At 51.6% G+C, this 12,977-nt stretch carries 10 protein-coding genes and 1 tRNA gene; 5 read left to right on the top strand and 6 right to left on the bottom strand.

The genetic code is table 11. The features are described 5' to 3' along the window. The first annotated feature begins 26 nt into the window (after nt 1-26). Nucleotides 27-1,046 (top strand): heat-inducible transcriptional repressor HrcA, encoded by a 1,020-nt coding sequence (gene hrcA, locus DT070_RS02075; protein WP_122953916.1) that lies wholly within the window; start codon nt 27-29, stop codon nt 1,044-1,046. A gap of 24 nt (nt 1,047-1,070) precedes the next feature. Continuing rightward, a tRNA-Ile gene (locus tag DT070_RS02070) sits at nt 1,071-1,147 on the top strand. A 425-nt stretch (nt 1,148-1,572) separates the two neighbouring features. On the opposite strand, the gene DT070_RS02065 is transcribed toward DT070_RS02070, so the two are convergent. Then, a complete protein-coding gene (locus tag DT070_RS02065; RefSeq protein ID WP_228778603.1) occupies nt 1,573-2,136 on the bottom strand; it encodes an ImmA/IrrE family metallo-endopeptidase in 564 nt (187 codons plus the stop codon). Nucleotides 2,137-2,138: 2 nt separating this feature from the next. Next, nucleotides 2,139-2,480: a helix-turn-helix domain-containing protein gene (locus DT070_RS02060; RefSeq protein WP_122953915.1), complete on the bottom strand. Its 342-nt coding sequence runs from the start codon at nt 2,478-2,480 to the stop codon at nt 2,139-2,141. 152 nt (nt 2,481-2,632) lie between these two features. Here DT070_RS02060 and DT070_RS02055 point away from each other — a divergent pair, with 152 nt between their 5' ends. Both DT070_RS02055 and DT070_RS02050 read left to right on the top strand, forming a co-directional pair. Then, nucleotides 2,633-3,298, top strand: a complete 666-nt coding sequence (locus tag DT070_RS02055; RefSeq protein WP_122953914.1) for a hypothetical protein — start codon at nt 2,633-2,635, stop codon at nt 3,296-3,298. A 23-nt stretch (nt 3,299-3,321) separates the two neighbouring features. Then, nucleotides 3,322-4,698, top strand: a complete 1,377-nt coding sequence (locus DT070_RS02050) for a ThiF family adenylyltransferase (protein WP_122953913.1) — start codon at nt 3,322-3,324, stop codon at nt 4,696-4,698. A 1,020-nt stretch (nt 4,699-5,718) separates the two neighbouring features. Here the strand turns inward: DT070_RS02050 and hxsC are convergent. From hxsC to hxsA2, 4 genes are read right to left on the bottom strand one after another with little or no spacing between them, the layout of a single operon-like run. Next, nucleotides 5,719-6,876, bottom strand: a complete 1,158-nt coding sequence (gene hxsC, locus DT070_RS02035) for a His-Xaa-Ser system radical SAM maturase HxsC (RefSeq protein WP_122953910.1) — start codon at nt 6,874-6,876, stop codon at nt 5,719-5,721. Next, nucleotides 6,873-8,330 (bottom strand): His-Xaa-Ser system radical SAM maturase HxsB, encoded by a 1,458-nt coding sequence (gene hxsB, locus DT070_RS02030; RefSeq protein ID WP_122953909.1) that lies wholly within the window; start codon nt 8,328-8,330, stop codon nt 6,873-6,875. Before hxsB ends, hxsC begins: the two co-directional genes overlap by 4 nt. Beyond that, nucleotides 8,308-8,619, bottom strand: a complete 312-nt coding sequence (gene hxsD, locus DT070_RS02025; protein ID WP_122953908.1) for a His-Xaa-Ser system protein HxsD — start codon at nt 8,617-8,619, stop codon at nt 8,308-8,310. The genes hxsB and hxsD overlap by 23 nt, the downstream gene beginning before the upstream one ends. Before the next feature lie 56 nt (nt 8,620-8,675). Then, nucleotides 8,676-8,972 (bottom strand): His-Xaa-Ser repeat protein HxsA2, encoded by a 297-nt coding sequence (gene hxsA2 / locus DT070_RS21740; RefSeq protein ID WP_122953907.1) that lies wholly within the window; start codon nt 8,970-8,972, stop codon nt 8,676-8,678. A 199-nt stretch (nt 8,973-9,171) separates the two neighbouring features. Between hxsA2 and DT070_RS02015 the strand changes: the two genes are divergently transcribed. Next, complete coding sequence (locus DT070_RS02015) at nt 9,172-12,963, top strand: SIR2 family protein (protein WP_164483703.1); 3,792 nt, start codon at nt 9,172-9,174, stop codon at nt 12,961-12,963. Nucleotides 12,964-12,977: the final 14 nt, after the last annotated feature.

The raw sequence follows: 12,977 nt of genomic DNA, 5'->3' as shown, positions 1-12,977 counted from the left end.
TGACCGAAGCTTCGTAGAATGACTGCATGCTTGATGATCGTGCCCGATTGCTGCTGAAAGCGCTTGTTGAGCGCTATATCGCCGACGGCCAGCCGGTGGGTTCGCGTACGCTTTCGAAAGCCTCCGGCCTTGAGTTGTCACCCGCCACCATCCGCAACGTGATGAGCGACCTGGAGGAGCTCGGCCTGATCGTCAGCCCGCACACATCGGCCGGGCGCATTCCCACGGCGCGCGGCTACCGCCTTTTTGTCGACACCATGCTGACCACGCAGCGCGACCCTTTCCCTGTGGCGGGGCAGATCGGCGCACCCCGGCTGGCGCCGGACCAGCCGCAAAAAGTGTTGAGCAATGCGGCGCACATGTTGTCCAACCTCTCGCAGTTCGTCGGCGTGGTCATGGCGCCGCGGCGTACGTCGGTGTTCCGCCACATCGAATTTTTACGTCTGTCTGAAAAACGCTTTCTTGTCATCATCGTCTCGCCCGACGGCGACGTGCAGAACCGCGTCATCTTTACCGAGGCCGACTACACCCAGTCGCAACTGGTGGAGGCCGCCAATTTCCTCAACTCGCACTACGCCGGCATGGCCATTGAGGAAGTGCGTGAGCGCCTCAAGAACGAAGTGGAAGCGCTCAGGGGCGAAATCGCCACGCTGATGCAGGCCGCCGTCCAGGTCAGCTCCGAAGCCATCGAGTCGCGCGATGAAGTCGTCATCTCCGGCGAACGCAACTTGCTGGCGGTCAGCGATTTTTCGGGCGATATGGGCAATTTGCGCAAGCTGTTCGATCTGTTCGAGCAAAAGGCGCAGTTGATGCGCCTGCTCGATGTGTCCAGCCGCGCGGAAGGCGTGCGCATCTACATCGGCGGTGAGAGCCAGGTGATCCCCTACCAGGAGCTGTCGGTGGTAACGGCGCCCTACGAGGTCGATGGGCAGGTCGTGGGTACGCTGGGCGTGATCGGCCCCATGCGCATGCCCTACGAAAAAATGATCCAGATTGTCGACATCACCTCCAAGCTGGTCAGCACGGCCCTCAGCCACAGCAAGTAGCCCCTTACAATTGCCCTCTTGAGTGGGGCGTTAGCTCAGTTGGTTAGAGCAGAGGACTCATAATCCTTTGGTCGAGTGTTCAAGTCACTCACGCCCTACCATTTATATTTTCATGTGCGCCTCAGCGTCCGGTTCGGGTTCTGGGGCGTTTCTGCGTCTGGGACCCTGAAAAACTGGGGTTCTGGGGTTCTGAAGGGGCTGAAGGCCAGTTTTAGCCTTTAGACATCAGGGCTAGGAGCAATCCCAGCCCCACCAGCAAGGCCGCCTTGTTGCTAAAGCTACGTATCTATGCCTTGCAGGCGATTCCATGTTTTTTTTTGCAATACATGAGCGTTCACAGGTAACCTCTTAGGAAGATCCTGCGCATGGGCGGTTCGGCCAGGAGCCCGATTGGGGGAAATTGCCCTGCTGAGTAACGGAAAATAGTTCTTAGAATACCAACAAAAAAGCCAGCCCGAGGGGCTCACTCCATACGGGGTCAGATTTCGACGGAAGTCAGCAATCCTGTAAACACGGTGCAAACGCCTCAAGTAAATTGACGTGTTACCCCTGTTCGGGCCATCCGATAATTCAGCATCTGGATGCTTACGCCGTACTCGGTGGCCGCAGCACTGTCTTCGAGTCTCCGACTTCTTATTGTGACCAAAGCCTCACGCGGTAAGAGCAAGCAGCCTGACAGCCAGTCGGCCTCCTCTTCTTGCACTTTGTCGTAGCTCTTCAGAAGCATTAGTCCTTCGCTGGAGATGTCTACTTCCTGCGCGGCATGACCGCGGATGATGTGTGCGAGCTCATGCGTTAAATCGCTTGCCTGACGAGCAGGTGAATGAGAAGAGTTCAGGATCACAACAATGCGGGTGCCCTTTACTAGAGTGACTGCCGACCAACAGCTCGCCGTCTTGCCGTCATTGCGCAGCAACACATCTAAATTGTCTTGACTCAGCCCAGGAATATCCGCGGGCATCTTGACAAGAACGCCGAGATTTTCAGCAAGCAGCCTCGTGTCCAGGCGGGAATTGGGTTTCAACCCTAATTCCTTGCGTTTTTCGGTGGCGTACTTTTCGCACCATGTTTTAAAGCCGCGTTCAAACACTATCAGCCTTCAAGCTCTTCCTCGAGAAAGGCCTGTTGAGCCAATACGATCATTTCGCTTAGCGCTTTCGCGCTGTCCTGCTTAATAGCCGCACCTTTTTTAAAGTGAACTCGAGCGGTGGGAGTTGACTGGCCTGCGGGTCTCATTCCTAAATAGATGGCGGGATCTTCTTGGAGCCAATGACAGATTTTTCCAAAAGTCTCTAAATCCGGAATATTGCCGTTCTCCACTCTGGAAAGCGTTGCGGGACTAACGCCTACTTCCCTCGCCGATTCGCGTACGCCTTTTCCGGCTCTGCGTGCTTGGATATGTTGTGCCAGTTGCTGGATCTTGATAGAGTCCACGTAGTGGTGTTCCTTTAATAAGACAAAGCGTTTGACATGTAAGACGGAATATGCACAATACTGTCTTACGCGTAAGACAATTGTCTCTCGCGGGCTGTAGGAAGTCAATGCTTACTGACTTTCGGCCAAACACAACGCGAAAGGAGTTGTAAATGAGCACAGACAAGCCAGCGAAAGACAAACCCCACCAAATCCACATTTTTGTGGATGGGGAAAAAGAAGACACGACTGAAGGCAGCCTCACGGCGGCCCAAATCATCGCTCTCTTCACCACCCGGGATCCGACCCAAACGTACTTGGTACGTATCCACGGCAATGAACGCGAAAGCTATGAAGGTCGTGCGGATGTACCGATCGAACTGAAAAACGGGATGCGTTTTCAGACCGTGTCTCTGGGGCCAACACCGGTTTCGGATGGCTCTCATGCGACCGTTGGTGCGGCCTTCTTCATCGAAGGCTTGCGCGAACTGGGCTACAAGCCGATGACCCTCCCAAATCGGCCCGAGCACGTAGTCTTCGACTATGTCGTTGAGACTGGCAGCAAAAAAGAGACGACAGTGAGGCTTGGCTTTGTGGTTCCGCCCGACTTTCCTGCCACTACACCGAGCGGCCCTTATGTTTCTCCGCGTGTCTTCCCCATTAAGACGGACGGCCAGCATCCGCACGGAGCTATCCATGCAACGCAGGCGCAGCCTTTCGAAGAGGGGGTCGGAGGGGAATGGGAATACTGGTCGCGCCCTGCTCATGACTGGCAAGCCCGTCGTAAAACCGTTGCGGGGTATCTCAGCCACATTTGGCATTTGTGGGATACCCAGTGAGTCGGGTAACTCACAGCGTTGCCATGACTGAAGCCGCTCACGAGGCGGCTCAACGACATCTGTTGCGTGAAGATGGGCAGGAAGATATATGTTTCGGACTCTGGCGACCAAGCACTGGTGCTACCCGTTGCACTGCTCTTATCGATCAGCTAATTCTCCCTGGTTTGGGTGATCGCCGGCTTCATGGCAACGTCAGCTTCGAACCGCAGTTTTTTGAACGTGCCATGGCGGAGGCCTCTGCTAAGGGGGCAGGGCTGGCCATGCTGCATAGCCATCCTATGGGTCGAGGATGGCAGGGAATGAGTCCGGATGACGTCGTCGCCGAGCAAAGTAATGCTGGCGCCGTGATGGGTGCCACAGGCCGTCCCTTTGTTGGACTGACCATCGCTAGCGACGGAGCGTGGAGCGCGAGATTTTGGGAACGGATCGCACCGCGTAAATATGAAGGTCGTTGGTGCGGTAGCGTCAGAGTCGTGGGGCAGCAACTCACCCCCACATTTATGAATCATTTGGCGCCTGCCCCGGTGCCATCGGAAAGCCAGGTTCGAACAATTTCTGCATGGGGTGCAGCCTGTCAAGCGGATCTCGCACGGCTTCGCATTGGGGTAATTGGCGCTGGAAGCGTAGGCGGATTTGTGGCCGAGGCACTCGCACGAACAGGATTTGAGGACGTAACTCTTATTGACTTTGATTCAATCAAACTTCACAACCTCGACCGACTTTTGTACGCAACCAAATTAGATGTCGGCCAGGCCAAGGCTCAAGTGCTTGGTGATCGATTGGAAGCCGCCGCAACCGCCAAAAGCTTTAGGGCCAAAGTGAATATAGGAGCGGTGTACGAAGAAAAGGCTTACAGGGACGCACTGGATTGTGACGTTCTATTCTCCTGCGTAGATCGTCCATGGGGGCGCCATGTTCTCAATCATGTTGCATACGCGCATCTTATCCCGGTGATTGATGGCGGCATCCTGGTCCGGACAAACCGGAGCAAGCGCTTAGCGGCCGCTGACTGGACAGCACAGACGGTAGGTATTGATCGACCGTGTCTCCAGTGTCTTGGTCAGTACGACGCAGGATTAGTGCAGCTTGAGAGAGAAGGCATGCTTGATGACCCCAAGTACATCGAAGGACTGCCTGAAGATCATCCGCTGAAAGTCCGGCAAAACGTCTTTGCGTTCTCAATGGCATGCGCAAGTTTGCAGATCCTGCAATTGCTCAACATGGTGATTGCCCCACTGGGCATTTCAAATGGCGGACGCCAAAGATATCACTTCGTCGATTCAAAGATGGAGCCCAACAGCTTTACCGAGTGCAACCCCAATTGTCTGATGCCTGGGCAAGTTGGGCTTGGCGATGACTCGCCATACAAAGTAACTGAACATGTGAAGGGTGTCGTATGAATATCTATGGCCGGATGATTCGTATTTCCCGCCCAAAAATCTCGGGTGTTGGTCGACACGAGGGTGTGCTTCTCCCGACAGGTCACGTCGCGCATACAACCCAAGAGAAGGGGGCTCATGTTTGCACTTTTGACCAATTCAAGGCGAAACTCCCAATCAAGATTGAACACGAACTGCATCCGCTGATGCATCAACAAGCATTGCAGCGACTTCAAAAGCTGTTGACGAAGCAAGCGCCATATGACCCTATCCTTAATAACTGTGAGATTTTCGCAAGGACGATCTTGCTTGAAGAGCCTCAAAGTCCCCAAGTGGGGTTCTGGGCCATCGCTGCTCTTCTTGCTGCTCTGTGGCTTAGCGCCGCGGGATAAGAAGTTTCACTAGTTTGTAGAACCTTTAACCCAGTCATTTCAGGAGTAATAAGCATGCCAAACAATAGCAAGCAAACCTCTGGTCGCATCGCTACCCTGGCGTCAGAGACACTGCAAGATAATCAATCGTCAAAAATCTCGAGAAGTCTTGCGGCGTCTGCTCTTTCTCAGCGCAACACCTCACATCAAACCGGGGCGGAGATGGAGGACTTGGCCTCTCGCGCCTTGCGGAATGAGCGGTCTTCAGAGACCACGAGGGAGCTAGCAGCTTCTGTGCTGTCGCAAGCCAACAAAAAGCGTTGATAGGCGAGGATATGAACATCAATCACATTCGGCTAGCGTTCAATCTTTTCCTTGCGCCTTCAGTCTTATTTGTACTGGCGTTGTCTGCATCGTTGGGGATTGAGTGCTTTGAGAGTCAGCCTATGCTTGGGTCTCTTGTGCCGCTAATTCGGTGGGGGACCGCCGGCCTTTTTGCCACAGCGGCATTCACTTTTGGATTGAGTATCTGGAAAATATGGCAAGCAGTACAAGGTGTTGGGGAGCTGTGTTACGGCTGCGGAATGCCCACTCGCTTTATCTCACCAGGCAGGTATAGCCCACACTATCGATGCATGGCTTGTGGAGCAAATAGACGAGCGTAGCCTTCTTAAGCCAAGTATGGCTTTATAAAGTCACTGTGGCGATACATCTTTGATGAAGAAAAGAACCCCCCGCACTCATTCATCCGATTACATCCCTGGCAAGCATCGACGTACTCGTTCTTCCAGTCACTGATTGATTTCGTATAGTTGGTCTCGACTTCTTTTTTTATGACACAAAGTTGATGGTTGTACACGGACGCGTTGATGCCATAGGCGTTTAGAACGTGAGTTGCCTCGGCCAATATGTCCCGATACTCGTATGGATCTATCCATAGCTTGTCGAGATTGGCGCGTGTGAATCCAGTAATCTCAAGTCCCATTAGCGCCACGTGATCTACAAACAGCAAGTTCCTTGCAATGAATTCGCAGGTCTCCACGAGGCGTTCAACGGTCTGCTTGTGTATGACGATCCGAATCTCAACCCGTTGTCGTTCACGCTTCAAGTTTAGAATTCCTCGAATGGTCTCGTCAAAGGCCCCGTCACTTTGAACGACGTAGTCGTGACGAACTGGGTCGTCCGAATAAATGGGAATCCCAAGCGTCAGACCTGGATGCCCGACCTCACCCAATGCTCTAGAAAAATGAGAGTCCTTGAATGCTCGACCATTGCTCAGTACGTCTACATGAGTTGTTGGAAGCAGGTTCTTGGTACGTCGGATGAGATCAATAAATCGCTTGCCATACAGAGTTGGCTCCCCACCCGAGAAGCCAATATTGGTAGTCTCTGGCGGAATGAGGTCAACTAACTGCATTGCTTCGTCCATCAGCCATGAATCATCAATATCTTTGGGCGGCTGTGAACACATCAGGCAATAGTGATTGCATTGCTCAGTGAGGAGGATGGTGTTGTGCCTGGAACTTCTCCGAAATAGAGTGTGGAGTGAATTGTTTGAAGGGTTGACTCGTACTACATCGCCATCGGCTAGGTACGATAACTCGGCAGGGAGTTGAAAGAAGGGAATTGCATCCTCGCCAACGATCCCCGTGACTCCGCTCTTGGTTACGTAGGCAGCATAGCCGTGCGGTATTGGCGCACCGTCACAGAGAAAAGCCAAATTACGGCGCATCCGCTCTGGCAGATTACGATTCGCTGAAAGCGTGAATAGCTGAGGTTCCAGCAGCTCACCGCTTAGCCGCTCAACTTTTCCATAGAGCTTGATCATGAGTGTCTCGCCCAGCTCAAGAATAGCCTTTTGACGAAGCGGTCTTCTTCCATTTTCCCGATCAGGTACTGAAAGGTGGCCATATTTCGCCGGCAAAATTCCGACTCTGGCTTACGGCCTACATAGTCTTTGTAAATACCAAAATGGAAGACGGGGTCGGCTCCGCAGTAGGGTTCAAATGCGCAGTCATTGCACATAGGTGCGCTAAACGCAAAAGAATCGTCCAACGGATCCAGTAAATTCGGGGAAAGAAAGATATCTTTGTAGCTATCCCTATTGAGCTGCCCAATTTTGAACTTTGTCTCGCCCATCTCGGCCAGCATGCGTGCTTCATCCGAGGCGTAGACGGCACCGTCGTAGTTGTAGACCACCGCGCCGATACCAATTCCCGCCGGACTCATTAAGTCCACGTACCCAGGATCGGTGCTTGTGAACATCTTTGTAAGGATGGTGGCCGCGTATTGCTCCCGAAACGGAATGCCTTCTCGGTTGAGATCAACGATGTAGTCCAGCGTCTTCCGGTAGAAGTCCAACCACCTATCTGTGTTGTATGCCAAGTAGCTCCTGGTCTTGATTGCAAAACCATATGGGGATAGCGGTCGTAAAAAGATTCCGCTGAACCCTTGAGCCAAGTACTCATCGACAATTTCCTTCCCGAATGCCAGGCTGGATTCGGTGGTTGTCATTAATGCGGAAACCTGATCGCGCCCTAGATGCTCTCGAACCAAGTGGATTCCCGCCACAGCTCTTTCGTAACTGTCTTTTCCTGGTCGAGGACGATTCTTGTTGTGAAGTTCGCGGGGGCCATCGAGTGAGGTCGATATAAGAATCTTGTGTTCTCTGCAGAAATTCAAAATGGCTTCATCAATCAACGCTAAGTTTGTGGCGATCACATACGCAATATTTTTGCCAGATTGCCTGGCTTTAAATTCGTTAACGATGAATTTAATGAGTTCGAAATTTAGGAGAGACTCTCCTCCTTGGAATTCGACTTTCAAATTGGTTGCCGGCGCTTGCAGCACAAGATCGATGGCCGCCAGCGCATCGGCCGCTGACATATCGAATTTACCCTTGTCCTCTGACTGCCTGGAGACTTGGCAATAGGGACAACTGTGCTCACAACGAAGCGAGACGACAAAAATATGCAGGCCGGTGAAATCCGAGAGGCGTTCGTACCGTGTCCGCACCTTAATGGCCAAGAGGTCTGGGGCGATATTTGTCTTATCGTCTACGAGGAAATGGCGGGCCCTTAGTTCTTTGTAGAGGGGATCTGAAGCATCTAGCTGATGTTCAACAAATGGCTTTACAGTGCTCTTCGGTGCAACTAAGTACTCGCCGGAGAGGTTGGTAAGCACATATCTGTTCTCATCAAGCTCGGAAAAACGAAAGGGCAATAGCTGATACGTCGAGGGCCGCTTCTTCCCGTAAAACTCAATGGGCTGAAACTTGCTCATCTGCTATCAGGCCTGTTTTAGAGAATGCGTGGGCCAGGATCAAGTTCCTCACGGATTCGGTTTCGGTGCGGATTTTTTCGCGCAAGTCTTGATCTAGGACTTCCTTGCGAAAGTTGGCGACGTCATATGCAATGCTCTCAGGGCTTTTACCTGGGAGGAAGTGCAACGTGCAAATAAAACAACCATCCCCTGTCTGAATGTCTGCAGATAGCCGATCACTCATCCTATAAAGGGCGCGCTTTATCGTATCGGCGCTGTATAGCGTCGAGTCAAACCGGATTTCAGGCATGCTTCCCTTCCGAATATTTCCCGACAGTAACGGCCTGACGGTCGTGGTCACGTTTCTCAGTACGCGCTGGAGCGGTGAGAGCTATGTGAACTGTGCGAGCTATGGGAGCTATGTGAACTGTGAGATTGATGATATGCGTATATCTCGCCAGCCTCACTGCGCTTCATGAGCAATCCATGTGCCTCGGTACCAATCTGATAGGTAATTTCCTGGACTACGGGATCGGCAGAACTTCGAGCCGCAGCTTGCGCAGTTGCAGGCGCGGTCTGAACAGATACCGCTAAAACTGGCTGGGCAGCACTGATGGCTGCAATGGCCATACCCATAGGAATGAGGAATTTGTGATTTGCCATTGCTTGCTCCTGTGGGTTTTATACGCCGCTCGTAACAACCTGTCAACAAGTGTTACTGTGAAGCGTTATTTTCTCCTTTGAGCGCATCTTTGCATCCTCTAAATGGAGGAGGCAAATCCAATAAACCTGCATAGTCCCTGAGCTCCCAGGTCTGAGATCCGAGCTGGCTATGTCTCCGAAATTTACCTGGCAGCGAAGAATGAAAAATACCAGTAGCAGTGAGATTCATCTAACGTCTTTGCGACGTGCGTTGGAAAGCGGCAATGCCGCGGTAATGGTTGGGGCTGGTTTCAGCCGCAACGCTGAAGGAGGGCACCAGCTGGCGACATGGGCGGGAATGGCGCAAGAGCTCTGGGCAACATTGAATCCGGGAGTTCCAGCCCCAGCCTTCTCAAGCGGGCTTGTAACGCAGCTCGGCGAACAATACTGTCGAGCTTTTTCAACAACTGACCTTGAAGATCTTCTGAAGCGTCTGGTGCCTGACGAAAGGGTTAGCCCTGGACAACTGCATGATGATCTTCTGCGCCTCCCCTGGACCGAAATCTTCACGACGAACTATGACACGTTGCTAGAGAGGGCTGCGGACAACATCATTGAACGCGCGCATTTTGCAGTTCTGTGTCGAGAAGATATTCCGAGATCTAAAGTGCTCGGAAAGCGAAGAATCGTCAAACTGCATGGTTCGTTTCCTTCGCAACGCCCGTTTATCTTCAGCGAAGAAGACTATCGTACGTACCCTGAAAAGTTTTCTCCATTTGTGAATATGGTCCGCCAGTCTCTTCTGGAGAATGTTTTTTGTTTAGTGGGATTTTCAGGCGAAGACCCTAATTTTCTTCATTGGATTGGCTGGGTTCGAGACATGCTTGACAAGCACACACTACCGATCTATTTGTTTGTCTCGAAAGAACCTTCGTATGGAGAACTTAAACTACTGGAGTCCCGAAAGGTAACGCCAGTTGTTCTTCCTCAAGTGGGGAATGAAGAAGATACTGATATAGGTCAGCGATACAAGGAACTCTTTCGCATACTAGGTCAGCCGTTGCAGGCCGCGGACAGTGAATGGGGCAGCTTTAAGGTGGCGCCTGTGACCAGCGCATTTAGCGATGATGTTGATGAGATCTTCAGTCGTATGCTGGATGCGCTCCCTCCCCTCCTTGATCTCCGGTCCACATATCCCGGATGGTTGGTGGCGCCAAAGCGAACGCGGCGGAATTTTGAAAACAGTTTGCGATCGGTGACTTGGCGATTTGAGGACCACTTAATTCGCAAAAAGATCACCGCATTGAACCCTGTAATGACCGTGGTATTGCTTGCTCAGTATGCGTGGCAGCAGGAGGTTCTACTGGAACCTCTGACCGATTCTCTTGGTGAAATAGCCTTTCAGCAGCTCCTTGCTTCTGCTGGCTGGAACATCTCCGAAGGTAGTGACGAACTACGAGAATCTCTGGAGAAACTCCGAATTACCAAGCAAAAAGCGTTCAAGGATGAGTGGATTTTCTTGGCGGTAAATGTGTTGAGGTGGAAACGACAGCAGATCGAAATAGACGGTTTCAATAAGTTGAAGACCTCGATCGAACTGATTGCCGCTACGGATCGCTTTGTTCTGGATCAAGTGCGCTATGAGGAAATATTGCTTTACCTCTATCTTGGCGAGTTGGATGTTGCAGAGAGCAAACTGAGTTCATGGATTCCCAACTCAGGAGACGCCTATATGGCGATTAGGAAAGGCGCTTTGCTTGCAGAGGTCGGTGACTTAGATGCCGGTCTGGCGGCGTGCCTGGATGGCATCCAGCGACTCCGTGTAAAACAGAAAACCAATCTAAGCAGCGCCAAGTTCTTATCCGAAGAGGCCTGGGCCTGTCACATATGCCTAAATATTCAAAGGGCTCAGAAGTTTGATCATCGAGTTGACCTGAGAGACGGATTCGGATCGCCGGAAAAACTCAGCCAACGCCTCACTGATCTTGCCGGTCGGGGATATGACGTTCAACGTGAGCAAGAAGAACTTATAGAAGGAATTAATACTGAAGCAGCATTGCCCACTGAGGCCGAACTCTCTTTCGACGAGTTTGATTTAGGTCATATATCCTCAAGCCGGCGGTTTGGGATGCCTTCGGAACTGAGAAACAAGCTCGGAAGTTCTCTAAGATGGCTTGAGTTTGTCGATAGAGTTGCTATCGTTTCGCGGGCTGGGCAAGTCAGTTTCGACTTGGCTTCGCATGTGCAGGCGGCTTGGTGGGCGCAATATGTCGAAAATTGGCCCCGAATATTGAGCATCCCTATTCGAGGCCGAAGCCTAGATGCTCTAAAGCCATTTGATACGTCCGGGCCGGCTCACAAGACCGGATGGTTTTCGCGTTTTCAGATTGGCGTCTTAGACCTGAAAACTGCTCAGGAGATGTGTCAGAGGTCTTTTCGGCAAGTAGAAGCCGCGCTAGCGTCTCAGAGAGAAGATCGATCCATACAGCATATCTGCGAATTTCATCTGGAGTTGTTTTCCAGACTCGTGCTTCGATGCACGGATTCAACGTTGTTGATTCGATTTGCAGATCGCTTAATGGATTTTCACAAAGAACAATATATCCTGCGTCATCCTCAGCTGTGGAAGAAGTTTGGGAAGGCTTTGGCGCGTTGCATTGAGGCTCTTGACCCTAAGCTGCATAAAACAATTGCAGTAGAACTGTTTTCGCTACCAGTGTTTCCCACAGTGGAAACTCGTGATCACTTGTTGGATGACTGGTTGCGGTGGACCGTCGTGCTGCAGCACTTTCGGCCTGGGTCATTTGCATCCGATGAGGTAACGGAAGAAATTCAACAGGTCATTAAGCAACTTAAAGCTAGCCCGGCAAAGCCTGACAGGATCCGTAGAAAACAGAATGAGCTGCTCTGGAATAAATTAATTGGCTCTTCCTCACTGAAACTGCTAACTGCCCAGCAGGAAAAGGAAGTTAGTAACCTTTTGTGGGGCAACAAGAGTAGTTGGCCAACACTTCCCGCCTTCGAACCCACACTCGCTACTCTTTGGCCGGCGCCAAAGGGGATCGATGCGAATGCGCAATTTCGAGAGTGGATTTTGACGCTCACATTGCAACCAATGCAGGCTCCGAAAAAATCATCCGGCGGAAGGCTTCGAAAGGCTTGGACCCTCTCAGATAGATCTGAATTTCTAACGTCGTGGGCGCGTTCGCAACGGAGGGCCGATTGGCCAGTCTCCGACGTAGCTCAGGGATTGGGCATCATCCGGCAGTGGTGGGTTCTTGAATGGGAAGATATTACGTGGGATGTTGTCGAATCCGAAGAGGTAGCGGCCTGCGTACGTGACCGACTGGGCCTCATAGATTTGATTATTGGGCGTTCTATCGATCCAGACGCTTTAGAACTACTTGTAGTGCAAGAGGAGGTCGGTGAATGGCTGGCGGAAATGATCGAGGGTGGGCTCGCAATTGGAGCTCATTTTTGGTGCTGCCGGTTGGCGCTAGCAGCCATGAAAGGTGATTCAGACTCACTCGCTTTAATTGAACAAGAGATAAGCACTGCTTTTCTCTGCGGCAAAAAGGCGGATATCTATGATGCCTATAGGACGATGATTTTTTGGATAGATAGAAATGCACAGCTCCAGAAAACTCAACCTACCTTAGCGCTGAACGCGATAGGTGCTGTTGTGGGATCGAGGCGCAGTGCGGCGCTGACTTACTGCTTGGATCTTCTGGTGAGAGTTTCAAAACAACGAAAAGATTGGTGCTCCGGCGGGTTGTTGGCCATGGTGCACGTTGCATTAAAGAATTTTCAAGACGAACTTCGCTACGAAATACGCGTGAACCCAGAGCATCTACAGGGCGACATCCCATTTTTGCGATTCAAATGCACTGAGCTTGTCCGGAGTCTGCTCGCAAATGGAGTAGTGGTGCCAGATGTGATTACATCGGCTTGGATAGATTGGATCGCAGTTGACCCACTCCCAGAAATTCGCTTTATTGAAGATCGGCAATAGATATCTTTGGTTTT

Origin of the sequence: Polaromonas sp. SP1 (genome assembly GCF_003711205.1) — a bacterium.
GTDB lineage: Bacteria > Pseudomonadota > Gammaproteobacteria > Burkholderiales > Burkholderiaceae_C > Polaromonas.
This window is presented reverse-complemented; position numbering and strand designations above follow the sequence as displayed.